Raw genomic sequence first — 24,564 nt, 5'->3', positions numbered from 1 at the left:
CCGGCTCAGCCTCCGGAGGCGTCCGACTCCGCGGCGGCCAGGTCCTCGTCCCCGAGCTCGGTGCTGTCGAGCCACCCGTAGGGCAGCACGACCTTCGCCCGCGGAGTGCCCTGCCGTCCGCGCGGTGAGCCGAGCTCGTCCCGCGGGAACGGCACGGACGCGTCCAGCTGCGCGAGCAGGTCGTCGAGCCCGTCGAAGGAGGACACCATCGCCAGTCCGCGGCGGAGCTCGCCGCCGACCGGGAAGCCCTTGAAGTACCACGCCATGTGCTTGCGGAGGTCGGTGAGGCCGTGCTTCTCCCCGTACAGCCCGGCGAGCAGCTCACCGTGGCGTCGCACCATGGCCGCCACCTCACCCAGGGACGGCAGCGTGCGCGTGGGTCGTCCGGTGAAGGCGTCGGCGAGGTCACGGAACAGCCAGGGACGGCCCAGGCAGCCACGCCCGATCACCACGCCCGCGCAGCCGGTCGCCGCCACCATCCGGAGCGCGTCGGCGGCCTCCCAGATGTCGCCGTTGCCCAGCACCGGGATGTCTACGGCGTCCACCAGCGCGGCGATGGTCTCCCAGGCAGCCTCGCCCGCGTACGCCTGCTGGACGGTGCGCGCGTGCAGCGCGATCGCCGCACAGCCGGCGTCCTGGGCGATCCGCCCGGCGTCCAGAAAGGTGAGGTGGTCGACGTCGATGCCGAGCCGGGTCTTCATCGTGACCGGGACGCCGTAGCGGTCGGCGGCCATGACGGTCGCCCGCAGGATGGCCGCCAGCCGGTCCCGCTTCCACGGCAGCGCCCCGCCGCCTCCGCGCCGGGTGACCTTGGGCACCGGGCAGCCGAAATTGAGGTCGACGTGGTGCACCCCGAATTCGGCGCACAGGATCTCGGTCGCCCGGGCCATCACCTCCGGGTCGACGCCGTAGAGCTGCACCGAGCGGACCTTCTCGCCCGGGTCGAAGGCCAGCATGTCGAAGGTCTTCGGGATCCGCTCGACGATGCCGCGCGAGGTGATCATCTCGCAGACGAACAGGCCCGGAGCGGAGCTGCGGCCCGGCGTCCCGACGGTCGGCGACGGCACTGCGTCGCGGCCGAGCCGTCCGGCGACCACGTCCTCTGCTGACCCCGTCGCACCCTCGGCCTGCTCGCGGCACAACTGGCGGAACGACGCGTTCGTGATGCCGGCCATGGGTGCGAGCACCACCGGCACGCCGACCTCGACCGTCCCGCCGGACGGGGCGACCAGCCGCAGTGGCCCTGCCATGTCCCTCCTCCAGGTTCGGTGTCGAAGCCGTCGCACGGCCCGCTGCGGACCCCGCAGCGGCCGGTTCGCGACAGCAATGAGCCCCGACAGCCTATCTACCCCTTGCGCGGGTGCCCGCGCGGAGTGTGCGCTAGACGTCAGGGCCACGGGCGCGCCGGCGAACCGGGGCGGACGCGTGGCGAGGACGACGGCGAGGAGGGGGCCCATGAGCACCGAGCACAGCCGGGTGATGGCGGCGCTGGCGGCGATCCCGCGGGCGCGGTTCCTGCCCGACGCCGTCCGCGACCGCGCCGCGCTGGACGAGCCGCTGCCGATCGGGCACGGCGCGACGAACTCGCAGCCGTGGACCGTCCAGTTCATGCTCGAACTGCTGCGGGTGCCCGAGGCCGGACGGGTGCTCGACGTGGGCAGCGGCTCGGGCTGGACGACCGCACTCCTCGCCCACCTCACCGGTCCCGCGGGGACGGTGCTCGGCCTCGACGTGGTGCCCGAACTGGTGGCGATGGGACGGCAGAACCTGGCCGGCTTCCACCTGCCGTGGGCCCGGATCGCCGACGCGGCGCCCGACACTCCGGGAGCGCCGGAGGAGGCGCCCTTCGACCGGATCCTGGTCTCGGCGGACGCCGGCCGCATCCCCGACGAGCTGGAGGCTCAGCTGGCCGTCGGCGGGCGGCTGGTGCTGCCCGCCGCGGGCGTGATGTGGGTGGTGGACCGCGACCACGAGGGCTGGCACCGCGAGCCGGTCACCGGCTACCGCTTCGCCTTCGTCCCCCTGGTCTAGGACGACGGAGGAGGGGACGGAACCCGCCCCCTCCTCCGTCGTGACGGTTCAGCAGCCGAGCAGCCGCGCGCCCAGGTAGGACTGGACCTGGTCGAGGGCGACCCGTTCCTGGCTCATCGTGTCGCGTTCCCGGATCGTGACCGCGTCGTCGGTGAGGGTGTCGAAGTCGACGGTGATGCAGAACGGTGTGCCGATCTCGTCCTGGCGGCGGTAGCGGCGTCCGATGGCCTGCGCGTCGTCGAACTCGACGTTCCAGATCCTGCGCAGCTGCGCGGCGAGGTCGCGGGCCTTCGGGGACAGGTCCGCGTTGCGCGACAGCGGAAGGACGGCCGCCTTCACCGGCGAGAGCCGCGGGTCGAGCTTCAGGACCGTCCGCACGTCGACGCCGCCCTTGGTGTTGGGCGCCTCGTCCTCGGTGTAGGCCTCGACGAGGAACGCCATCAGCGACCGGGTGAGGCCCGCGGCCGGCTCGATCACGTACGGCAGGTAGCGCTCGCCGGTCGCCTGCTCGAAGTAGCTCAGGTCGGTGCCCGAGTGCTTCGAGTGCGTGCCGAGGTCGAAGTCGGTGCGATTCGCGATGCCCTCGAGCTCACCCCAGCCGTCGCCGCCGGCGAAGCCGAAGTTGTACTCGATGTCGACGGTCCGCTTGGAGTAGTGCGACAGCTTCTCCTTGGGGTGCTCGTAGTGCCGCAGGTTCTCCGGGCTGATGCCCAGGTCGGTGTACCAGGCGGTGCGCGCGTCGATCCAGTGCTGGTGCCACTCCTCGTCGGTTCCGGGCTTGACGAAGAACTCCATCTCCATCTGCTCGAACTCGCGGGTGCGGAAGATGAAGTTGCCCGGCGTGATCTCGTTGCGGAAGCTCTTGCCGACCTGGCCGATGCCGAAAGGCACCTTCATCCGGGACGTGTTCTCGACGTTCTTGAAGTTCACGAAGATGCCCTGCGCGGTCTCCGGACGCAGGTAGTGCAGGCCCGACTCGTCCTCGATGACGCCGAGGTAGGTCTTCAGCATCATGTTGAAGTCGCGCGGCTCGGTGAAGCGGCCCAGCGTCCCGCACTCGGGACAGTTGATCTCCTCCAGGCCGGACGGCTTGCGTCCCTTCTTGAACTCGAACGCCTCCTCCAGCTGGTCGGAGCGGAACCGCTTGTGGCAGCTGAGGCACTCGGTCAACGGGTCGGAGAACACGCCGACGTGACCGGACGCGACCCAGACCTGGCGCGGCAGGATGATCGAGGAGTCCAGGCCCACCACGTCGTCGCGTCCCTGCACCACCGAGCGCCACCACTGGCGCTTGATGTTCTCCTTGAGCTCGACGCCGAACGGACCGTAGTCCCACGCCGCCCTCGTGCCGCCGTAGATCTCGCCGCAGGGGTACACGAACCCCCGGCGCTTGGTCAGGCTGATCACATTCTCCAGGCGGCTGGCCACCATGAACTCCCTCGTCGTCGCGACATGCTGCCTGGCTGGCAGCCCGCTCAGCCTACCGTCCCGCGGGGCCTGTTCTCGCCGACCGACGCGGGCTCTGCGTAGGCGCTGGGCTCGTCGATCGCCAGCGACAGCAGGGGCACCAGGACGAGCTTCGCGTCCGTGCCGTTGAAGGCCCTGCGGTACGACCCGACGTCCGCCCACCGGCTGACGATCGCCCACAACCCGGGGTCGTCGAGGTTCTGCACGAGGTCTGCCCCGAGGCTGCCCGCCGAGGACGCGAACTGCGCCACCACGGCCCGCGCCGCCGCCTCGAAGCCGGACGCGTCGCCGGGCACCCGGAACCTGCTGATCGCGATCACGCGGTCATGCTAGCCAGTGCAGCCGCTCCCGGCGGCATGCGAGAAAGGGCGAAGCCCCGGCGCAGGGGGCCGGGGCTTCGCGGTTCCGAGGCGGGTTTCCTACTGGTTGTCGTTCTTGCTGATCAGGCCCGGCTCGATGTCCGCGGTGCTGGCCGAGACGTCGGAGACACCGGTCCGCGGGGCGGCCTCGTCGGCGCGCACCGGGGTGCGGTCCTCGAGGACGTTGGTGTCGCCGCCGCGCATCGCGCGCTGGATCATGCCGATGATGCTGGGCTTGCCCTGCATCTTGGACAGGACGTCGAACGCGACCGCGGTGAGCAGGACCAGGCCCTTGATCACCTGGATCAGGTTCTGGTCGACCGACTGGTAGGCCAGGCCCAGGTTGAGCACACCCATCACCAGGCCACCGATCATGGAGCCGACCACGGTGCCGATGCCGCCGGTGACGGCAGCGCCACCGATGAACACGGCCGCGATGGCGTCCAGCTCGAAGCCGGTGCCGTCCTTGGGGTTGGCCGCATTCAGGTACGCGGTGTAGACCATGCCGGCGATACCGGCCAGCAGCGACATGTTCACCATCACCAGGAAGTCGACCCGACGGGTGTTCACACCGGTGAGCCGGGCGGCGTTGCGGTTGCCGCCGACGGCGTAGATGTGGCGGCCGAAGACCGTCTTCTGCGTGATGAAGCTGTAGATGATGACCAGGGTCAGCAGGATCAGGCCCACCACGGGGATGCCCTTGTAGGACGCGAGGAGCAGGGCCACCACGATGATCGCGGCGCTCATCAGCACGATCTTGGTCACCGACTGGGTCATCGACGGGACCTTCATGTTGTGCTTCTTCAGGCCCGCCCGGCGACGCATCTCCAGCCAGATCACTGCGGCGACGCCGAGGGCTGCCAGCAGCAACGTCAGGTTGTGGTAGTTCGTGTTGGGCCCGACCGCCGGCAGGTAGCCGTTGGCGATCTTCTGGAACTCCTCGGGCACCGGGATGGACTCGGCGTTCAGGATCATCAGGTCGAGGCCGCGGAACAGCAGCATGCCGGCCAGCGTGACGATGAACGCGGGGATGCCCACGTAGGCCACCCAGAAGCCCTGCCACATGCCGACCACGATGCCCATCACCAGGCCGAGCAGGATCGCCAGGTACCAGGGGAAGTTCCAGTCACGCATCGCCAGCGCGACGGTCGCGCCGACGAAGGCACACACCGAACCGACCGAGAGGTCGATGTGGCCGGCGATGATGACCATCACCATGCCGATGGCGAGGATGAGGATGTAGGCGTTCTGGACGAGCAGCGAGTTCACGTTGCGCGGGGCGAGGAAGCCGCCGTTGCTCAGGACGGTGAAGAGCAGGATCAACAGCACCAGAGCGATCAGCATGCCGTACTGCCGGACGTTGCCCGAGAACACGTCCTTCACGATTCCGCCGAAGCCGCGCTTCGGCTGGGTCTTGGCCAGGTCCGTCTCGGCCATGATCACACTGCCTTTCTCTGGGTCATGTAGCGCATGAGGGTTTCCTGGTCCGCGGCGTCACGGGGCACGTCCGCCGTGATCACGCCCGCGCTCAGGGTGTAGATGCGGTCGCAGATGCCGAGGAGTTCCGGCAGCTCCGACGAGATGACCAGGACGCCCTTGCCCGCCTCGGCCATCTGGTTGATCAGTTCGTAGATCTCGTACTTGGCGCCGACGTCGATGCCACGCGTCGGCTCGTCGAGGATGAGCACCTCGGGATCGGTGAACAGCCACTTGCCGAGGACGACCTTCTGCTGGTTGCCGCCGGAGAGCTTGTTCACCCCCTCCTCGATGCTGGGGGTCTTGATCCGCATCGCCTGGCGGTACCGCTCCGCGGCGACGATCTCCTCGTTGTCGTCCACGACGCCCCACTGCTGGATCTTGTCCAGGCCGGCGGAGGTGATCGACTCCCGGATGGTGTCGAGGAGGTTCAGCCCGAGGCTCTTGCGGTCCTCCGTGACGTAGGCGAGGCCGGCGTTGATCGCCTGCTGCACAGTCCGGATGTGGAGTTCCTTGCCGTGGAGGAACAGCCGGCCGGAGAGCTTCTGGCCGTAGGTCTGCCCGAAGACGCTGCGGGCGAGCTCCGTGCGGCCGGCGCCCATCAGCCCGGCCAGGCCGACGATCTCGCCGCGGCGGATGTTCAGGCTGGCGTCGCGGACCACGAGCCGCTCGCCGTCGTCGGGGTGGGCGACGGTCCAGTCGCGCACCTCGAAGAGCAGCTCGCCGATGTTCGGCGTGTGCTCCGGGTAGCGGTGCGACAGGTCGCGTCCCACCATGCCACGGATGATCCGGTCCTCGTTGACGCCCTCGGCGTTGATGTCGAGGGTCTCGATCGTCCGGCCGTCGCGGATGATGGTGATCGAGTCGGAGATCGCCTCGATCTCGTTCAGCTTGTGGCTGATCATGATGCAGGTGATGCCCTTGGCCTTGAGCTCCTTGAGCAGGCCGAGCAGGTGCCGGGAGTCGCTGTCGTTGAGGGCTGCGGTCGGCTCGTCCAGGATCAGCAGCTTGACGTCCTTGCCGAGCGCCTTGGCGATCTCGACGAGCTGCTGCTTGCCGATGCCGATGTTCTTGATCTGGACGTCGGGGTCCTCGGCCAGTCCCACGTGGTCGAGCAGTGCCCGGGCCCGCGCGTTGGCCTCGTTCCAGTCGATGACGCCGCCGCGAGCCTGCTCGTTGCCGAGGAACATGTTCTCGGTGATGGTCAGCTCGGGGATCAGTGCGAGTTCCTGGTGGATGATCGCGATGCCGGCGTCCTCGCTCTCGCGGATCGTCCGGAACCGCACCTCCTTGCCGTCGAAGACGATGTCGCCTTCGTAGGTGCCGAACGGGTACACCCCGGAGAGCACCTTCATCAGGGTCGACTTGCCGGCCCCGTTCTCACCGCAGATGCTGTGGATCTCGCCACGCGCGACCTCGAGATTGACGTCGGCCAGGGCCTTGACGCCCGGGAATTCCTTGGTGATGTTCCGCATCGACAAGATGGTGTCGACCATGCGTGTGTACCCCTTCGTCTGCCTGTCGGCTGATGCCCCCGCCGTTGGGGGTGCCGCCCCGGGTGGCGGCGAAGCCACCCGGGACGACAGTATCGGTCACTTGGCGAAGTCGGCCTCGGTGTAGTAGCCGGCGTCGAGCAGGACCTGCTTGACGTTGGCCTTGTTCAGCGAAACCGGCTGCAGCAGCATGGTCGGGACGACCTTCACGCCGTTGTCGTAGGTCTTGGTGTCGTTCACCGTGACCTCCTTGCCGCTGAGCACCTCCTGCACCATGGCAGCGGTGGTCTTGGCCAGCTCACGGGTGTCCTTGAAGATCGTCGAGTACTGCTCGCCCGACAGGATCATCTTCACGGACTCGAGCTCGGCGTCCTGGCCGGTGACGATCGGCATGGCCTTGCCGCCGGAGCCGTAGCCGTTGGCCTTCAGGGCCGCGATGATGCCGCGGGAGATGCCGTCGTAGGGGGCCAGCACACCGTTGATGTCCTTGTCGGAGTAGGACTTGGTGAGCAGGGTCTCCATGCGCTTCTTGGCCACGCCGGCGTCCCAACGCAGGGTGGTGACCTTGTTGAAGTCGGTCTCGCCGGACACGATCTTGAGGGTGCCGTCGTCGATCTTCGGCTGGAGCACGCTCATGGCGCCGTTGAAGAAGAACTTCGAGTTGTTGTCGTCGGCGGAACCGGCGAACAGCTCGACGTTCCAGGGGGACTTCGCGCCGGAGGCGGTCAGGCCCTCGAGCAGCGACTCACCCTGCTGCACACCCACCTTGAAGTTGTCGAAGGTGGTGTAGTAGCTGACCGCGTCGGTCTCACGAAGGAGCCGGTCGTAGGCGATCACCGGGATGCCGTTCTCCTTGGCATCGGCGAGGGCGCCCTTGAGGGCGACGCCGTCGATGGCCGCGATGACCAGCAGCTGGTTCTTCTTGGTGACCATGTCGGACACCTGGGTGACCTGGGTCGGGATCTCGTCGTTGGCGTACTGCAGGTTGACGGTGTAGCCCGCCTCCTCCAGCGTCTTCTTCAGGTACTCGCCGTCCTTGATCCACCGCTCGGAGGTCTTCGTCGGCATCGCGACGCCGATCGTCCCCTTCTCAGCCGCGGCGCTGCCGGACGCAGAACCGGAGGCCGAGGGGGAAGCGGTGTTCTGGCCGCAAGCGGTGACGGTCAGCGCCAGTGCCGCCGTCGCCGCGAAGGCAACCAATTTGCGCATTGCTGCTCTCCTTCTAGATCCCCCGCCCCTGCGCAGAGATCTGTCTTGATGGCTTGCCCACCCGGGAAGTCCCCGGATCGGGCAGTTATTCAGTTGTGTGGTGCGCCGGCTGTGGGGTTCAGAACCCCAGCGCCAGCCGGTAGTAGGCGTTGTTCCAGCGCAGTTCCTTGAGGAACTGCCCGGTCCTGGTGTCCCCGCCGATGAGGGCGAGTTCGGTACCGAGCATCTCGGCCAGGTCTGTGAGGTGCTCGGCGGTGAGCGCGGTCGACAGCACGGTGTGGTGCGGGCCGCCGGCGCTGAGCCAGCACTCGGTGGAGGTGGCGAAGTCGGGCTTGGCCTTCCAGACCGCGCGGGCGACCGGCAGCTTCGGCATGTCGGCCAGCGGCGGGACGACGGTGATCTCGTTCGCGACCATCCGGAACCGGTCACCCAGGTCGGACAGCCCGAGCACCACGGCGTCGCCGGGGGCCGCGTCGAACACCATGCGGACGGGATCCTCGCGTCCACCGATGCCCAGCGGGTGGATCTCGATCCGGGGGGTGCCCTGCGCGATGTCGGGGCTCACCTCGAGCATGTGGGCGCCGAGGCTGAGCTCGTTGCCGGGCTCCAGGTGATAGGTGTAGTCCTCCATGAAGGAGGTACCACCGGGCAGGCCCGCGGCCATGACGCCCAGCGTCCGGCCGAGGACCGCGGTCTTCCAGTCGCCCTCGCCGGCGAAGCCGATGCCTTCGCCCTCGAGCCGCTGGACGGCCAGCCCGGGCAGCTGCCGGAGCGCGCCGAGGTCCTCGAAGTTGGTGGTGAAGGCGCCGTAGCCGCCGTCCACGACGAACCGGCGCAGCGCGACCTCGATCCGGGCCCCGTAGCGCAGCGACTCGTGGCGGTCGGCGCCCGGGTGCAGCTCGGGAGCGACGTCGTACCGGTCCATGTACTCGGTGACCAGGGCATCGACCTCGGCCTCGCCCACCTGGTCCAGCACGTCGACGAGGTCGTTGACGCCGTAGGTGTTGACCGACACGCCGAACACCCGCTCGGCCTCGACCTTGTCGCCCTCGGTGACGGCGACGTTGCGCATGTTGTCGCCGAACCGGACGACCTTGAGCGTCCGCAGCTCGGCGCGGGCCACCGCTGCGCGGGCCCACGCGGCGATGCGGGCGACCACGCGGGCGTCGCTGACGTGGCCGGCGACGGTCTTGCGGGGGACGCCCATCCGGGTGGCGATGAACGCGAACTCGCGGTCGCCGTGCGCGGCCTGGTTCAGGTTCATGAAGTCCATGTCGATGGTCGACCACGGGAGGTCGACGTTGACCTGGGTGTGCAGGTGCAGGAACGGCTTGTCGAGAGCGTTCATGCCGCCGATCCACATCTTCGCCGGGGAGAAGGTGTGCATCCACGCGATCACGCCCACGCAGTCGTCGTCGGCGTTGGCGTCCAGCATCACCCGGCGGATCGCGCCCGCGTCGGTGAGGACGGGCTTGGCGACGACCTGCGCGGGCATCAGCTCGGACGCGGCCAGCGCGCCGGAGATCTGCGCGGACTGGTCGCGCACCTGCAGGAGCACGTCCTCGCCGTAGAGGCCCTGGCTACCGGTCAGGAACCAGATCTGCTTGCTCATTGGGCACTTCCTTGTCCATAGACGTTCTGATAGCGGTCGAAGAGTCGGTCGATGTCGTCCTGCGGGATGGGCACCGGCTCGCCGAGCTGGCGGGCGAGGTGGACGGTGCGCGCCACGTCCTCCACCATCACGGCGGCCTTCACCGCGTCGCGGGCGTCCGAACCGATGGTGAACGGGCCGTGGTTGGCCATCAGGACCGCGCGGGAGCGGCTGGTGCGCAGCGTCTCGACGATGCCGCGGCCGATCGAGTCGTCACCGATCAGCGCGAACGGGCCCACCGGGATGTCGCCGCCGAACTCGTCGCCGATCATGGTGAGCACGCACGGGATCGGCTCCCTGCGCGCGGCCCACGCCGTGGCGTAGTCGGAGTGCGTGTGCACCACGCCGCCGACCTCGGGCATGTGCCGGTAGACGTAGGCGTGCGCCGCGGTGTCGGACGACGGGCTGCGCGTGCCCTCGACGAGGGTGCCGAACAGGTCGCAGACGACCATCGACTCGGGGGTGAGGTCGTCGTAGGAGACGCCGGACGGCTTGATCACCAGGAGGTCCGCGCCGGGCACACGGGCCGACACGTTGCCCGCGGTCCACACCACGAGGTTGTTGCGCGGCAGTTCCGCGTGCAGCGCCGCGACCTCGGCCTTCAGCCGGTCGACGACGTCGCGCACCTCGGCCGGGATACCGGTCGCCGCGTCACGGGAGACATCCGCCTGGTCAGTCCTGGGCTCATCCGCCACTGGATCCGTCACCTCACTGTGAGTCCGAGTGTTAGCGTCAACAACAACGCCGTTGGCAGGATGTTACCGGTATCACCGGCGTTCGTGCAGCACGTGGAGATAACAGTTTGATATCGGTAACACCGGCCTCCCCGGGCCGCTGTCGGCGCGTTCAGCCGGGCGTGTGGCCGCGCTCGACGTGACCGAGGGAACGCAGCCCGCGGTCCAGGTGCCACCCGATGAACGCCGCCACGAGGCCACTCCCCTGTCGCATCGTGGCGCCGCCGACCCCGCGCGTCGCGGGCCAGTCGCCGCTCAGCAGGGCGCTGAGGTAGGTGACCGTCGCCGGCGCCGGATGCGCGGAACCGGGCGGGCGGCAGCGGCGGCACACCATGCCGCCCAGCTGGGGGGAGAAGGCCTCGTGCGGGCCGGCGGCGCCGCAGCGCGCGCAGTCGGTGAGAGTGGGGGCGTACCCCGCGAGCGCCACCGCCCGCAGCAGGTAGGCGTCCATCACCATCGCCGGTGGGCGGGGACCGTCCGAGGTGCCGGAGGTGAGGGCGTGGAGCGCGCCGACCAGCAGCTGGTACTGCTGGAGCGCCGGCTCGCCCTCCTCCGTCACCAGGCGGTCGGCGGTCTCGATCATCACCTGGCCGGTCGTGTAGCGCTCGTAGTCGTGGGCCAGCGGTTCGGAGTACGGGTGCAGGGTCACCGCCTGGGTGATCACGTCCAGCGTGCGGCCGGTGGCGAACTGGAGGTCGACGTGGCTGAACGGCTCGAGTCTCGCCCCGAATTTCGAGGACGTCCGGCGCACCCCGCGCGCGACCGCGCGGACCTTCCCGTGCTGCCGCGAGAGCATGGTGATGATCCGGTCGGCCTCGCCCAGCTTGTGGGTCCGAAGCACGACCGCCTCGTCACGGTAGGTCGGCACCGGGCCATTCTCCCCCGCCTCGGGACGGCCGATCACGAGCCACGCTCCGGCGTGCCGTTGTTAGCGCACACACCGGGCTGTCATGATGTGCGCGTCACGGTCTCACAGGGACGGGTCTGACCGCCGTCCGCAAGGAAGGATCAACGATGATCACTGACATCACCAGCGCCATCGAGCAGGGGCGCACCGCACTGGGCATCGAGCTCGGCTCCACCCGGATCAAGGCCGTGCTGACCGGCCCGGACAACTCCCCCGTCGCCACCGGCGGCCACGACTGGGAGAACCAGTTCGTCGACCGCATCTGGACCTACTCCCTCGACGCGGTGCGCGAGGGCCTGCAGGCGGCGTTCGCCTCGCTGGCCGCCGACGTCCGGACCCGCTACGGGGTGGAGCTGCGGACGGTGGGCTCCCTCGGCGTCTCGGCCATGATGCACGGCTACCTCGCGTTCGACGCCTCCGGCGAGCTGCTGGTGCCGTTCCGCACCTGGCGCAACACCATCACCGGCCCGGCGAGCGAGCAGCTGAGCGCCCTGTTCGGCTACAACATCCCGCAGCGGTGGTCGATCGCGCACCTGTACCAGGCCGTCCTGAACGGCGAGGAGCACATCGGCCGGATCGCCCACCTCACCACCCTGGCCGGCTACGTGCACGAGCAGCTCACCGGGTCCGAGGTGCTGGGTGTCGGCGACGCCAGCGGCATGTTCCCGATCGACCTGGCCACCGGGAGCTACAACGAGACCATGCTGGCCCAGTTCGACGAGCTGGTCGCCGGTCACGGCTTCGGCTGGACGCTGGGCGGCATCCTGCCGACCGTGCTGTCCGCGGGTGAGGAGGCCGGCCGCCTCACCGCCGCCGGTGCCGCGCTGCTGGACCCGAGCGGGACCCTCCAGCCCGGCGTGCTGTGCTGCCCGCCCGAGGGGGACGCCGGAACCGGCATGGTGGCGACGAACTCGGTGGCGAGGCGTACCGGCAACGTCAGCGCCGGCACCTCGATCTTCGCGATGGTCGTGCTCGAGCACGACCTGTCGCGGATGCACCCGGAGCTGGACCTGGTGACCACGCCGGCCGGCGACCTCGTGGCGATGGTGCACTGCAACAACGGTGCCAGCGAGCTGAACGCCTGGGCGGGCCTGTTCGCGGAGTTCGCGGGCCGCATCGGTGCCACCGTCGACACCGGGACGGTCTTCGAGAGCCTGTTCACCGCGTCGCTGGAGGGCGAGCCCGACTGCGGCGGCCTGCTCGCCTACAACTACCTCTCCGGCGAGCACATCACCGGGCTGGAGGAGGGTCGTCCGCTGTTCGTGCGCACGCCGGACAGCCGGTTCACCCTGGCCAACTTCATGCGGACGCACCTGTTCGCCGCGCTGTCGAGCCTGCGGATCGGCATGAACGTGTTGCTCAAGACCGAGAACGTCGCGCTCGACTCGCTGTTCGCCCACGGCGGGTTGTTCAAGACCAGGGGTGTCGCCCAGCGCTACCTCGCCGCGGCCGTGGACGCGCCGGTGTCGGTCGGTGACATCGCCGGCGAGGGCGGCGCGTGGGGCATCGCCGTGCTGGCCGCGTTCGCCCGTGACCGCGCCGAGGGCGAGTCGCTGGCCGACTACCTGAACGCGCACGTGTTCGCCGGGGCGGGGCTGGAGACCGTCGAGCCGGACCCGGCCGACGTCGCCGGCTTCGACGCCTACGTACAGCGGTTCAGCGCCGGGCTGGCCATCGAGCGCGCGGCGGTCGAGCACAGCTGAGCGGTGGCCCCGGCGGGCGTCGTCCGCCGGGGCCTCCCCCGCGCCGCACCCGCACACTAGGCTCGCGCAATGGGAATCCTGCGGATCACCGTCGACCACACCGTGCGGATCACGGCCACGTCGGCCAGGGTGCACGCGCTGGTGCGCGGCTCCTCCACCTTCTCCGGCGACCTGACCGGCAAGAAGTCGGCGCTGGTGCGCGAGATCGTCGCCGACCTGGGCGGACGAGGGGTGGGCGAGGACCAGATCGAGGTGACCGGCGTCCGCCTCGGCACCCGGGAGGGCAAGCTCCTCACCTCGCAGAGCATCGAGATCTCCCTGGTCGTCTCCGCCGACCCCGCCCACCTCCCCGAGGCGCTCGGGGCACTGTCCGACCGTCCCGGCGTGAGCGTGGAGCACCTGGAGTGGGTCTACGACGAGTTCGAGGCGAGCATCCCCGCGACCGCGCAGGCCATGACGATGGCCAGGCGCAAGGCGGACGCGGTCGCCGCAGCTGCCGGCCAGCAGGTCTCCGGCATCGCCAACGCGTCCGACTCCTGGAGCGTGCCGGGGCCTCGTCCGCTGATGGCCCAGGCCGAGATGGCATACGCCGCAGCCCCCCGCGCGGCCCGGGAGGCGGTCGACCTCGGCCTGGAACTGAACGCCACGACCGAACTCCGCGTGCACCTGAGCGTGGATTTCGAGTTGGCCTCCTAGGCTGAGCCCATGCACCGCATCTCGACGTTGAGAGTGTCTCCGATCTGCCTGGGCGGCAATGTCTTCGGCTGGACGGCCGACCCGGCGGCCTCCGAGGCGATCCTCGACGCGTTCGCGGAGGCGGGTGGCAACTTCATCGACACCGCCGACGTCTACTCCTCCTGGGTGCCCGGGCACCGGGGAGGTGAGTCCGAGACGATCATCGGCGGCTGGCTGCGGCACCACGGCGGCCGCGACGGCATCGTCGTGGCCACCAAGGTCGCCAAGCACCCGATCCACCGCGGCCTGCGTCCGGCGAACATCAAGATCTGCCTGGACGGCTCGCGCCGGCGCCTCGGCGTGGAGACCATCGACCTGTACTACGCCCACGAGGACGACCCGCACGTGCCCACCGCCGAGTGGCTGGGGGTGTTCGACCAGCTCGTGCGCTCGGGCGCGGTGCGCCACTACGGGCTGTCGAACTTCACCCCCGCGCGGGTCGCGGAGGTGATCGAGGTGGCCACGGCAGAGGACCTGGCGCTGCCCGTCGCCGTCCAGCCGCAGTACAACCTCGTGCACCGCGCCGAGGTCGAGTCCTCCGGCCTGGCCGCCCTGTGCGCAGAGCACCACCTCGCGATCGTTCCCTACTACGGGCTGGCGGCGGGCTTCCTCACCGGCAAGTACGCCCGCGGCGAGTCGGCACACGGCCCGCGCGCGGCGCGCGTCCGCAGCTTCGCCACCGACGCGGGGTTCGACGTGGTGGACGCGGTCGTCGGGGTCGCCGACGAGCTGGGCGTCGAGCCCGCCACTGTCGCGCTGGCCTGGCTGCGCCAGCAGCCGGGCGTCACCGCCCCCATCGCGTCCGCCAGTTCTGTCGAGCAACTGCCGGCGATCATGGCGGCCGCCGGCCTGAAGCTCTCCCGCTCGCAGGCCCACCGGCTCACGAAGGCGTCCGCGTCGTTCGCCTGAGCGGCTTCACACGCAGGAGCGCCACCGGCCGGGGGTCGGTGGCGCTCCTGCGTGTGGGACGTGCTCAGCTCTCGACCGAGCCCTCGATCTGCGTCGGCCCGCCGGAGTGGGCGACGCTGATCTTGCGCGGCTTGGCCTCCTCGGCCACCGGGATCCTCAGCTCGAGCACGCCGTCGCGGTACTCGGCGCCGATCCGGTCGAGGGCGACCCCGTACCCGAGCGTCAGCTGCCGGGCGAAGGTGCCGGCCGGGCGCTCCCGGACGAGCCACTTCTGCTCTTCGGTGGCGTCCACCTTGCGCTGGGCGCGAACGGTGAGGGTGCGGTCGTCGACGTCGACGTCGATGGTGCCGGGATCGACGCCGGGCAGGTCGATGCGGGCGACGAACGCGTCGCCCTCGCGGTACAGGTCCATGGGCATGGCGGCGCTGGCGGGCGTACGGGGGACGTCGGAGAACCAGCGATCCATCTCACGGAAGGGATCAAATGCGCGTGCCATGTCGGCTAGCTCCTCTCGCTTGTCTTAGCACTCTGCCTTCCCGAGTGCCAATCCCAGTCTGCCCCCGGCGACGCCGACTTTCAAGCGGGTTGAGTCGACCACGCTCAGGTTTGTTCAGCCGGGCCAGGGGGTGTCGATCCGCCTTCCTCCCCTAGGCTGCTGGCGTGGCCACGCGCAAGCAGATCCGTCCCCCCACACCGCACCCGTCCGGGGCGCGGCCGCCGGCGATCGAGCCGAAGGCGCTCCCCCGCCACGTCGCGATCGTGATGGACGGCAACGGGCGGTGGGCCAAGGCCCGGAACCTGCCGCGCACGGCCGGCCACGCCCGCGGAGAGGACGCCCTGTTCGACGTGATCGAGGGCGCGATCGAGGTGGGCATCACCTACCTGTCGGCGTACGCGTTCTCGACCGAGAACTGGCGACGCTCGCCCGACGAGGTGCGCTGGCTGATGGGCTTCAACCGCGATGTGATCCACCGCCGCCGCGATCAGCTGGACGCGATGGGCGTCCGGATCCGGTGGGCCGGGAGGGCACCGCGGCTGTGGCGCAGCGTGATCTCCGAGCTCCAGGACGCCGAGCGCCAGAGCGCGGGCAACGACGTGCTGACCCTCCAGTTCTGCGTGAACTACGGCGGCCGTGCCGAGATCGTGGACGCCGCCCGCGCGATCGCCGCGGCAGCGGCCCGCGGCGAGCTGGACCCGTCCCGGCTCACCGAGGAACGGTTCCGGCGCTTCCTCGACGAGCCGGACATCCCCGACGTCGACCTGTTCATCCGCTCGTCGGGCGAGCAGCGCACGTCCAACTTCCTGCTCTGGCAGTCGGCGTACGCCGAAATGGTGTTCATGGACCGCCTGTGGCCGGACTTCGACCGCCGCGACCTGTGGCGCGCGGTCGAGCAGTACGCCGGACGCGACCGCCGCTACGGCGGGGCCGAGCCGAACACCGTCCGCCCGGACGAGCTGCCCGGCTGAGAAGGCCGGGAGCCGGCTCTCAGTCGGCGCCGGCCTCCATGCCGGAGCGGTTCTGTGCGGCCTCGATGTCGGGCTCGGTGGCGTTGCCGGCGGTGATCGCCGCAGCGCGTCCCTGGTCGAGCTGGCCGACGAGCGCGGACACCTCCCCGCCGACCAGGCCCAGCTGCGCGTACTGCTCGAGCCGGGTGCGGGAGTCGGCGATGTCGAGGTTGCGCATCGTCAGCTGGCCGATCCGGTCGAGCGGGCCGAAGGCCGCGTCGCCGACGCGCTCCATCGACAGCTTCTCCGGGTGGTAGGAGAACGCGGGGCCCGCGGTGTCGAGGATCGAGTAGTCGTCACCACGACGCAGGCGCAGGGTCACCGAGCCGGTGACCGCCGAGCCGACCCAGCGCTGCAGGGACTCGCGGATCATCAGCGACTGCGGGTCGAGCCAGCGTCCCTCGTACATCAGGCGACCGAGCTTGCGTCCCTCGATCTGGTAGTTGGCGAGGGTGTCCTCGTTGTGGATCGCGGTGACCAGGCGCTCGTAGCCGATGTGGAGCAGGGCCATGCCGGGGGCCTCGTAGATGCCGCGGCTCTTCGCCTCGATGATGCGGTTCTCGATCTGGTCGCTCATGCCCAGGCCGTGGCGTCCGCCGATCGCGTTGGCCTCGAGCACCAGCTCGACGGCCGTGGCGAATGCCCGTCCGTTGATCGCGACCGGACGGCCCTGCTCGAAGCTCACCGTGACGTCCTCGGTGGCGATCTCGACGGCGGGATCCCAGAAGCGGACGCCCATGATCGGCTCGACGATCTCGATGCCGGTGTCGAGGTTCTCCAGTTCCTTGGCCTCGTGGGTCGCCCCCCAGATGTTGGCGTCGGTGGAGTAGGCCTTCTCCTTGGAGTCGCGGTACGGCAGCCCGCGCTCGGTCAGCCACTGGGACATCTCCGCGCGTCCGCCCAGCTCGCGGACGAAGTCTGCGTCCAGCCAGGGCTTGTAGATGCGCAGCTGCGGGTTGGCCATCAGGCCGTAGCGGTAGAACCGCTCGATGTCGTTGCCCTTGTAGGTGGAACCGTCGCCCCAGATCCAGACGTCGTCCTCGCGCATGGCGTTGACGAGCATGGTGCCGGTGACCGCACGGCCGATCGGCGTGGTGTTGAAGTAGGTGCGTCCGCCGGTGCGGATGTGGAAGGCGCCGCAGGTCAGGGCGGCGAGCCCCTCCTCCACCATCGCCGTGGTGCAGTCGACCATCCGGGAGATCTCGGCACCGTAGACGCCGGCCCGGCCCGGCACCGACTCGATGTCGGGCTCGTCGTACTGGCCGAGGTTGGCGGTGTAGGTGCACGGGATCGCGCCCTTCTCGCGCATCCAGGCCACGGCGACGGACGTGTCCAGGCCGCCGGAGAAGGCGAGGCCGACGCGTTCGCCGGCAGGGAGTTCGGTGAGCACCTTGGGCATGGGGGCGATCCTATCGGCCCCCGCCCGGCACCCTCCGCCGCGCCCGCGCCCGTGAGCCGGCGCCGCGCAGCGCCCTCGGTCCCCGAGAGCCAGCCTCCGCGACCGACGGCCAGCCCCCAGCCCCGACGGCCAGCCCTCACCGCCGAGGGCCAGCCCCCACCGCCGAGGGCCAGCCCCCTGCCCCCGGCGCCCAAACACCACCCTGAGGACCAGCCCCCACCGCCGAGGGCCAGCCCTAATGCCGAGGACCAGCACCCTGGGGCGAGCCCTCGGCGACAAGGCTGGCCCTCGGCACGGCGTCCGGACGCTGGAGGGCCGCGGCGACACGCGCGGTGAGCGCAGGACTCCACAGGTCGGACCACGTCCACCGGATCACCCGGATCCCGAGGTCGAAGAGCCGCTGCTCTCGCCGCTTCTCCGCGAGGACCACCTGCTCGACCGACTCGCCGGGACGGAGCAGCCGGCCGTACTTCACCAGACCGTCGAACTCCCCGGCGAGGCCCTGGTCGCGCCACCAGAAGTCGAGTCGCCCCACGAGCTCGCCGTCGTGGTCGAACACCTCGTGCTGGAGTTCGGGGACGGGGAGCCGCGCCTGGTGGAAACGGACCCGGCTGAGCGACTCGCCGGGGCTCTCGGCCAGCGGGTCGCCGAAGAGCACCGCCCGCTCCGCCATCCGGCAGCCACGGCCGGCAGCGCACCTGCCCAGGAGTTCCGCCCGGTCGCAGCCGAGCCGCAGGCCCGCGTCGATGACCATCACCGCCTCAGGGAAGGGCAGCCGCCGGGCGAGGTCGGAGATCGTCCTGCCCAGGCTCGTCGCAGGCAGTCCGTCGACGAGGGTGACGTCGTCCGCACCCAGCTGCGCCCTCCGGGCGTGGAGGGTAGCCGTGATCGCGCCGTGCCCCCCGCCGGCCCGGACGGCGACGACCTCGTCGAGCCGGTTCGTCAGCAGAGGGAGCCCGTGCAGGACCGCGGCCGACTCGTGCCCGAAGAAGGTGGAGGGGCCGAGAACCGGCGCGGCGCCGAGGATCCTGAGACGGTGGAGGCTGACCGCGCCGGGATCCCCAGGCTCTGCGACGACCCCGCGCCGCAGCCTCACCACCTCGCCGGAGGCGACTGCGGCCCTCAGGGCCGCGCGCGTCCGTCCGCTGTCGATCCACTGGGAGTAGCTGATGACCGTCATGCCGGTCATCTTCGGCGGGCGACGACGTTGGCCGTCACCTCTCCACAGGCGCCACCGTCCCGATCCCTGTTTGTCCACAGGCGCCGACGCCGCGAGCGTCCCCTGCCCCAGCGCATCGAAGGCCAGCCTTATCGCCGAGGGCCAGCCCCTGTGCACGGGCCCTCGGCGAGAAGGCTGGCCCTCACGCGGGAACGCTGGCCCTCACGCGGGAACGCTGGCCCTCACGCGGGAACGCTGGCCCTCACGCGGGAACGCTGGCCCTCACGCGGGAACGCTGGCCCTCAGGGGCGGGGCTCCGGCGGGACGGCCTCGGCGGCGGCGCGGCGCGCCTCCCGGTTGATCGCACCGACGACGGCGCGCAGCGAGGCGGTCACGATCGACTCGTGCAGGCCGACGCCCCACAGGACGTGGGCGTCCTCCCCCTCGCCGAGCTCGGCCTCCACGTAGGCGGCGGCCATCGCGTCACCACCGGAGGACAGGGCGTGCTCGGTGTAGTCGAGGACGCGCACCCGGTAGCCGAGGATGCCGAGGGCGTCCACGAAGGCCGACACCGGGCCGTTGCCCTCCCCGGTGATCTCGCGCTCCACCCCACGGTCGTGGACGGTGGTCGTCACCGAGTAGCCGTGCCCGTTCGACACCGACTTCACCGTCACCAGGCTCAGCGGCTCCACGTCGGCCAGGTACTCGTCGGCGAAGATCCGCCACATCTCCTCCGGCGACACCTCGCCGCCCTGCGAGTCGGTGCGCTGCTGGACCACGCGGGAGAACTCCATCTGGAGCCGACGCGGCAGGTCCATGTGGTGCTCGGACTTCATGATGTACGCCATCCCGCCCTTGCCGGACTGGCTGTTGACCCGGATCACGGCCTCGTAGGTGCGGCCGACGTCGTGCGGGTCGATCGGGAGGTAGGGCGCCTCCCAGGGGATCTCGTGCAGAGACTTCCCCTGGGAAGCGGCCTGGTTCTCCAGCACCTCCAGCCCCTTCTTGATGGCGTCCTGGTGGGAGCCGGAGAAGGCGGTGTAGACCAGGTCCCCCGCGTACGGGTGGCGCGGGTGGACCGGCAGGTTGGTGCAGTACTCCACCGTCCGACGGATCTCGTCGATGTCGGAGAAGTCGATCTTCGGGTCGATGCCCTGGCTGAACAGGTTCAGCCCCAGGGTCACCAGGTCGACATTGCCGGTGCGCTCGCCGTGGCCGAACAGGCAGCCCTCGACGCGGTCGGCACCGGCCATGACGGCCAGCTCCGTGGCGGCCACGGCGGTCCCGCGGTCGTTGTGCGGGTGCAGCGAGATGCAGACGTGCTCGCGGTTGCGGATGTGCCGTCCGAAGTACTCGATCTGGTCGGCGTAGGTGTTCGGGGTGGACCGCTCGACCGTCGCCGGCAGGTTGAAGATGATCTCCCTGCCCGGCCCGGGCTGCCACACGTCCGACACGGCGTTGCAGACCTCGATGGCGAAGTCGGTCGGCGTCTGCGTGAAGATCTCGGGGCTGTACTCGTAACCGAACTCGACGTCGCCGAGGTTCTGCTCGGCGTACTTCATGACCAGTTCGGTGCCCCGGGACGCCATGGCGATGCACTGCGCCTCGTCGATGTTGAACACCACCCGCCGGAACAGTTCCGCTGTCGCGTTGTACATGTGGATGGTCGCCCGCTTCGCCCCGATCAGGGACTGCGCGGTGCGTTCGATCAGGTCCTCACGGGCTTGGGTCAGGACGCTGATGGTGACATCGTCGGGGACGGCGTCGGAGGTGATCAGGCTGCGCACGAAGTCGAAGTCGGTCTGCGAGGCGGACGGGAACCCGATCTCGATCTCCTTGTAGCCCATCCGGACCAGGAGGTCGAACATCTTCCGCTTCCGCGACGGCGTCATCGGGTCGATCAGCGCCTGGTTCCCGTCCCGCAGGTCGGTGGACAACCAGCGGGGCGCCGCGGTGATCTTCTTCGTCGGCCAGGTCCGGTCGGGCAGGTCGATCGGCTGGAACGGCGTGTAGCGGCCGAACGGCATCGGGCTGGGCTGCTGCACCGGCGCAGGCTGGATACGCGTCGGGAAAGAGTGGGTGGTCATCGGTTCCTCGCTGGTTGGCGACTTCGTGCCAGGCGCGTGCAGAACTCCGCAGCGAGGAGGCCTGATCCGTTACGAGGCCTCGCTGCGGCGACCAAGCAGGAGTCGCACCGACGACATGCCGCCATGGTGACACACCCGCCGGGCCCGCGCCAAGCGTCCCGCCGGCGATCCCGCCGATTGGGACGCCCCGGTGTGCGTCCCCGCCCGGACGGGTACCCGGAGGGCGAACACACCCAGGGAGGACCCGTGCCCAAGACCACCAGGACCGGCAAGGCTCGCGAGGACGAGCTCCCCGCCACCCTGCAACGATCCGACGACAAGGCCAAGCGCACCTTCGCGAAGGCCCACGACGCCGCGGCGAAGGAGTACGGCGAGGGCGAGCGTGCCCACCGCGTCGCGTACAGCGCCCTCAAGCACACCCACGAGAAGGTGGGCGACCACTGGGATCCGAAGGAGTCCAACCGCCCCTCGGACGCGCAGGCGGAGGGCGGTCACCGCACGCACCGCGAGACGGCCGGCGGGGTGGACGCCAACGCCTCGAAGGCCCACCTCTACGAGCTGGCCGGCCGCCTGGAGATCAGCGGACGCTCACGGATGACCAAGGACGAACTGGTGGACGCGATCCGGAAGGCGAACGACCGGGCCTCGGCGAGAGCCCGCCGGTCGTAGGACGCCTCAGAAGCCCAGCCGGTTGAGGTGCCTGGGGTCGCGCTGCCAGTCCTTGAGCACCTTCACCCGCAGGTCGAGGTGGACCGGCATGCCGACCAGCGCCTCGATCTGCGTGCGGGCGGCGGTGCCGACCTCACGCAGTCGCTCGCCCCGGTGCCCGATCATGATGCCCTTCTGGGAGTCGCGCTCGACGATCATCGCCGCGTAGATCACCAGCAACGGCCGGTCGGCCGGGCGCTCGGGCTTCAGGCCCATCTCCTCGATGGTCACCATCAGCGAGTGCGGGAGCTCGTCCTGGACGCCCTCCAGCGCCGCCTCGCGGATGAGTTCGGCGATCCGGGTCTCGGTGGGCTCGTCGGTGACCTCGCCGTCCGGGTACAGCGCCGGCCCCTCGGGCAGCAGCTTCACCAGTTCGTCGACGACCACGTCCACCTGGTCGTCGGTGACCGCCGAGACCGGGACGATCGTCTCCCACCGGATGCCGAGCTCCTCCTCCAGCGAGGCGATCTTGAGCAGGTGTTCGGCCATCCGTCCCGGCTTGACCAGGTCGGACTTGGTGGCCAGGGCCACCAGCTTCGGCCGCCGAGGCAGCTTCGCGATCTCGCTGACCAGGTAGGTGTCGCCGGGCCCGATCCGCTCGTTCGACGGCAGGCACACGCCCACCACGTCCACCTCGGTCCAGGTGTCGCGCACCAGGTCGTTGAGGCGCTCGCCGAGCAGCGTCCGCGGGCGGTGCAGGCCCGGGGTGTCGATCACCACCAGCTGGGCGTCGGGACGGTTCACGATGCCCCGCACCGCGTGCCGGGTGGTCTGCGGCTTGGACGAGGCGATCGCCACCTTCGTCCCGACCAGCGCGTTCATCAGGGTGGACTTGCCCGCGTTGGGACGGCCGACGAAGCAGGCGAAGCCCGAGCGGAACCCCTCGGGTGTGGTCTGCGACAGGTGGGATGAGGTCATGAGGTCCTCCGTGCCGACTCCTCGGCGAGCTTGGCTGCGGCCTCGACGGCCTCGTCCGCGCCGACCAGCGATGCGAGGACGGTCTGGATGGTGTGGCGGCGGTCCGTGCTGCGCTCCGCGGTGAGCTCGATGCCCTCCCACTGCACGACGGAGCCGGGGATCGGCACCTTGTTGAGCTCCTTGGCCATCAGCCCGAGGACGGTGTCCACGTCCTCGTCGTCGACCTTGAGCCCGAAGAGCTCGCCGAGGTCGTCGATCGGCAGGCGTGCGGACACGCGGAACCGTCCCTCGCCGAGCTCTGTGACCGGCGGGACCTCGTGGTCGTACTCGTCCACGATCTCGCCGACGATCTCCTCCAGCACGTCCTCGATCGTGGCCAGGCCGGCGGTGCCGCCGAACTCGTCGATCACGATCACCACGTGGCTGCGGGTCAGCTGCATCTCGCGGAGCAGTTCGTCCACCGGCTTGGAGTCCGGGCAGAACGTCGGCGGACGCATCAGCGTGTCCACGGTCTCGTTCGTCTGGGCCTTGGGGTTGTCGTACATCCGCCGGATGACGTCCTTCAGGTAGAGCACGCCGATCACGTCGTCGACGTCGTCACCGATCACCGGGATGCGGCTGAAGCCCGACCGCAGCGCCAGCGACACGCCCTGCCGCAGCGTCTTGCCGTGTTCGATGTAGACCATTTCGGTGCGGGGCACCATGACTTCCTTGACGATCGTGTCGCCGAGTTCGAAGACGGAGTGGATCATCCGGCGCTCGCCGGCCTCGATCAACTCGCGGGCCTCGGCGATGTCGACCAGCTCCCTGAGCTCTGCCTCGGAAGTGAACGGACCCTCGGTGAACCCCTTGCCCGGTGTCAGGGCGTTGCCGATGAGGATCATCAGCTGCGGGATGGGCCCCAGCACGGTGGTGAGCAGTCCGATCGGCCCGGCGGCGGCCAGTGCGACACGCTCGGCGTGCTGGCGGCCGAGCGTCCGCGGGGCGACGCCGAGCACGATGAACGACACCGCGACCATCGTCAGCACCGGATAGGTGATCCGTTCCCACGCCTGGTCGAAGTGCTCGAAGAAGACGAGGGTGACCAGCACGGTCGCCACGACCTCCAGCAGGATCCGCAGCAACAGCGTGGTGTTCAGGTGCGGCGCTGGGTCCTGCGCGACGCGCAGGAGCCTCAGCGCCGCCCGGTCCCCCTCCTCCTGCAGGCCTTCGGCCCGGGAGCGGGAGATCGAGGAGAGCGCGGACTCCGCGGTCGTGAAGAGAGCGGCGAGCAGGACGCAGGCGGTGGCTACGGCCAGCAGGATCCACTGGGTCTGGGTCAACAGTCGTTCACGCGCCTCGTCCGGGGTTGGTGGACGGTCAGTTTACTGGGCGCGGGGCCCGTTCAGCACGGGGCCTGCGCTGCGGCCGGTGCGGCGAGCGGCGGACGGACGGGATCGAGCCGCACGATCACCATCGGCAGGAAGAACTGCACGAGCGGTCCGATCGACAGCGCGTACACCACGGTGCCGATGCCCACGGTGCCGCCCAGGGCCCAGCCGATCGCGAGCACCGCCAGTTCCAGCCCGGTACGGACGAGCCGCAGCGACCAGCCCGTGCGGCGCGCGAGGCCGGTCATCAGCCCGTCCCTCGGGCCGGGGCCGAGCTGGGACCCGATGTAGAGCGCTCCGGCGATCCCGTTCACGACCAGCCCGCCGACGAGCAGCAGCCAGGAGGCGGGCCACTGGGTGGCGGCCGGCACGAGACCGAGCGTGACGTCGGTGGCGACGCCGATGACCACAGCGTTGGCCACCGTGCCCAGCCCCGGCCACTGCCGCAGCGGGATCCACAGCAGCAGCACGGCGAAGCCGACGACGATCACCACCGTCCCGAACGACCAGCCGAGCATCTGCTGCAGCCCCGCGTGGAAGACGTCCCACGGGTCGAGGCCGAGGCCGCTGCGGATGAACATCGCCATCGCCGCGCCGTACAGCCACAGGCCGAGGAACAACTGCGGGATCCGGCGCCCCAGGCGCCCGGCGCGCAGCTGGGCGAGCGGGCCGAGGTCGGCGAGCTCGACGGCATCGGGACGGGGTCGGCGGAGCAGCATGAGCCCATCCTGCCCGCGGATTGG

Annotated in this window: 22 protein-coding genes; 6 read left to right on the top strand and 16 right to left on the bottom strand. The window is 70.0% G+C overall.

Features of this window, described 5'->3' with window-relative positions:
- Window positions 1-5: 5 nt before the first annotated feature.
- Window positions 6-1,250, bottom strand: a complete 1,245-nt coding sequence (gene dusB / locus ACFQQJ_RS10210; RefSeq protein WP_377106178.1) for a tRNA dihydrouridine synthase DusB — start codon at window positions 1,248-1,250, stop codon at window positions 6-8.
- 205 nt (window positions 1,251-1,455) lie between these two features.
- On the opposite strand from dusB, the gene ACFQQJ_RS10205 reads away from it, so the two are divergent.
- Window positions 1,456-2,031 (top strand): protein-L-isoaspartate O-methyltransferase, encoded by a 576-nt coding sequence (locus ACFQQJ_RS10205; protein ID WP_377106176.1) that lies wholly within the window; start codon window positions 1,456-1,458, stop codon window positions 2,029-2,031.
- Between the two features lie 48 nt (window positions 2,032-2,079).
- Here ACFQQJ_RS10205 and ACFQQJ_RS10200 read toward each other — a convergent pair whose 3' ends face one another.
- From ACFQQJ_RS10200 to recO, 8 genes are all read right to left on the bottom strand, one after another.
- On the bottom strand, window positions 2,080-3,462 hold the full coding sequence (locus tag ACFQQJ_RS10200; protein ID WP_377106174.1) for a glycine--tRNA ligase: 1,383 nt from the start codon (window positions 3,460-3,462) through the stop codon (window positions 2,080-2,082).
- 44 nt (window positions 3,463-3,506) lie between these two features.
- Entirely contained in the window at window positions 3,507-3,818 is a 312-nt protein-coding gene (locus tag ACFQQJ_RS10195) for an antibiotic biosynthesis monooxygenase family protein (protein ID WP_377106173.1), read from the bottom strand.
- A 99-nt stretch (window positions 3,819-3,917) separates the two neighbouring features.
- Window positions 3,918-5,294, bottom strand: a complete 1,377-nt coding sequence (gene mmsB, locus ACFQQJ_RS10190) for a multiple monosaccharide ABC transporter permease (protein WP_377106172.1) — start codon at window positions 5,292-5,294, stop codon at window positions 3,918-3,920.
- Window positions 5,295-5,296: 2 nt separating this feature from the next.
- Window positions 5,297-6,829 (bottom strand): multiple monosaccharide ABC transporter ATP-binding protein, encoded by a 1,533-nt coding sequence (gene mmsA, locus ACFQQJ_RS10185; RefSeq protein WP_377106170.1) that lies wholly within the window; start codon window positions 6,827-6,829, stop codon window positions 5,297-5,299.
- A 96-nt stretch (window positions 6,830-6,925) separates the two neighbouring features.
- Entirely contained in the window at window positions 6,926-8,035 is a 1,110-nt protein-coding gene (gene chvE / locus ACFQQJ_RS10180) for a multiple monosaccharide ABC transporter substrate-binding protein (RefSeq protein WP_377106169.1), read from the bottom strand.
- Window positions 8,036-8,153: 118 nt separating this feature from the next.
- Window positions 8,154-9,647 carry an L-arabinose isomerase gene (gene araA, locus ACFQQJ_RS10175; protein ID WP_377106167.1) on the bottom strand — a complete coding sequence of 498 codons (1,494 nt, stop codon included), beginning with the start codon at window positions 9,645-9,647 and terminating at the stop codon, window positions 8,154-8,156.
- Complete coding sequence (locus ACFQQJ_RS10170) at window positions 9,644-10,312, bottom strand: L-ribulose-5-phosphate 4-epimerase (RefSeq protein WP_377106165.1); 669 nt, start codon at window positions 10,310-10,312, stop codon at window positions 9,644-9,646. The genes araA and ACFQQJ_RS10170 overlap by 4 nt, the downstream gene beginning before the upstream one ends.
- Window positions 10,313-10,532: 220 nt before the next feature.
- A complete protein-coding gene (gene recO / locus ACFQQJ_RS10165; protein WP_377106163.1) occupies window positions 10,533-11,288 on the bottom strand; it encodes a DNA repair protein RecO in 756 nt (251 codons plus the stop codon).
- 146 nt (window positions 11,289-11,434) lie between these two features.
- Between recO and ACFQQJ_RS10160 the strand changes: the two genes are divergently transcribed.
- The 3 genes from ACFQQJ_RS10160 to ACFQQJ_RS10150 all read left to right on the top strand — a co-directional run bounded on the left by ACFQQJ_RS10160 (window position 11,435) and on the right by ACFQQJ_RS10150 (window position 14,674).
- Window positions 11,435-13,030, top strand: coding sequence for a xylulokinase (locus tag ACFQQJ_RS10160; RefSeq protein WP_377106162.1), 1,596 nt, complete (start codon window positions 11,435-11,437; stop codon window positions 13,028-13,030).
- Between the two features lie 69 nt (window positions 13,031-13,099).
- Window positions 13,100-13,726 carry an SIMPL domain-containing protein gene (locus ACFQQJ_RS10155; protein WP_377106160.1) on the top strand — a complete coding sequence of 209 codons (627 nt, stop codon included), beginning with the start codon at window positions 13,100-13,102 and terminating at the stop codon, window positions 13,724-13,726.
- 9 nt (window positions 13,727-13,735) lie between these two features.
- Window positions 13,736-14,674 carry an aldo/keto reductase gene (locus ACFQQJ_RS10150; RefSeq protein WP_377106158.1) on the top strand — a complete coding sequence of 313 codons (939 nt, stop codon included), beginning with the start codon at window positions 13,736-13,738 and terminating at the stop codon, window positions 14,672-14,674.
- 64 nt (window positions 14,675-14,738) lie between these two features.
- Here ACFQQJ_RS10150 and ACFQQJ_RS10145 read toward each other — a convergent pair whose 3' ends face one another.
- Complete coding sequence (locus ACFQQJ_RS10145; RefSeq protein ID WP_377106156.1) at window positions 14,739-15,170, bottom strand: Hsp20/alpha crystallin family protein; 432 nt, start codon at window positions 15,168-15,170, stop codon at window positions 14,739-14,741.
- A 164-nt stretch (window positions 15,171-15,334) separates the two neighbouring features.
- On the opposite strand from ACFQQJ_RS10145, the gene ACFQQJ_RS10140 reads away from it, so the two are divergent.
- Window positions 15,335-16,141, top strand: a complete 807-nt coding sequence (locus tag ACFQQJ_RS10140; protein ID WP_377106155.1) for an isoprenyl transferase — start codon at window positions 15,335-15,337, stop codon at window positions 16,139-16,141.
- A 19-nt stretch (window positions 16,142-16,160) separates the two neighbouring features.
- Here the strand turns inward: ACFQQJ_RS10140 and argG are convergent, their stop codons facing one another.
- The 3 genes from argG to leuA all read right to left on the bottom strand — a co-directional run bounded on the left by argG (window position 16,161) and on the right by leuA (window position 20,825).
- The gene (gene argG, locus ACFQQJ_RS10135; RefSeq protein WP_377106153.1) at window positions 16,161-17,579 is read right to left on the bottom strand and encodes an argininosuccinate synthase; all 1,419 of its coding nucleotides are present in this window, start codon (window positions 17,577-17,579) and stop codon (window positions 16,161-16,163) included.
- A 235-nt stretch (window positions 17,580-17,814) separates the two neighbouring features.
- A complete protein-coding gene (locus tag ACFQQJ_RS10130; protein WP_377106152.1) occupies window positions 17,815-18,759 on the bottom strand; it encodes a hypothetical protein in 945 nt (314 codons plus the stop codon).
- Between the two features lie 281 nt (window positions 18,760-19,040).
- Window positions 19,041-20,825 (bottom strand): 2-isopropylmalate synthase, encoded by a 1,785-nt coding sequence (leuA, locus tag ACFQQJ_RS10125; RefSeq protein WP_377106151.1) that lies wholly within the window; start codon window positions 20,823-20,825, stop codon window positions 19,041-19,043.
- A 246-nt stretch (window positions 20,826-21,071) separates the two neighbouring features.
- On the opposite strand from leuA, the gene ACFQQJ_RS10120 reads away from it, so the two are divergent.
- A complete protein-coding gene (locus tag ACFQQJ_RS10120) occupies window positions 21,072-21,494 on the top strand; it encodes a ChaB family protein (RefSeq protein WP_377106149.1) in 423 nt (140 codons plus the stop codon).
- A 6-nt stretch (window positions 21,495-21,500) separates the two neighbouring features.
- On the opposite strand, the gene era is transcribed toward ACFQQJ_RS10120, so the two are convergent.
- From era to ACFQQJ_RS10105, 3 genes are all read right to left on the bottom strand, one after another.
- Complete coding sequence (gene era, locus ACFQQJ_RS10115; protein WP_377106147.1) at window positions 21,501-22,451, bottom strand: GTPase Era; 951 nt, start codon at window positions 22,449-22,451, stop codon at window positions 21,501-21,503.
- Window positions 22,448-23,773 (bottom strand): hemolysin family protein, encoded by a 1,326-nt coding sequence (locus ACFQQJ_RS10110; RefSeq protein ID WP_377106146.1) that lies wholly within the window; start codon window positions 23,771-23,773, stop codon window positions 22,448-22,450. The genes era and ACFQQJ_RS10110 overlap by 4 nt, the downstream gene beginning before the upstream one ends.
- 62 nt (window positions 23,774-23,835) lie before the next feature.
- Window positions 23,836-24,540 carry a YitT family protein gene (locus ACFQQJ_RS10105; RefSeq protein ID WP_377106144.1) on the bottom strand — a complete coding sequence of 235 codons (705 nt, stop codon included), beginning with the start codon at window positions 24,538-24,540 and terminating at the stop codon, window positions 23,836-23,838.
- Window positions 24,541-24,564: the final 24 nt, after the last annotated feature.

Origin of the sequence: Propionicimonas sp. T2.31MG-18, from assembly GCF_964266745.1 — a bacterium.
Classification (GTDB): domain Bacteria; phylum Actinomycetota; class Actinomycetes; order Propionibacteriales; family Propionibacteriaceae; genus Propionicimonas.
This window is presented reverse-complemented; position numbering and strand designations above follow the sequence as displayed.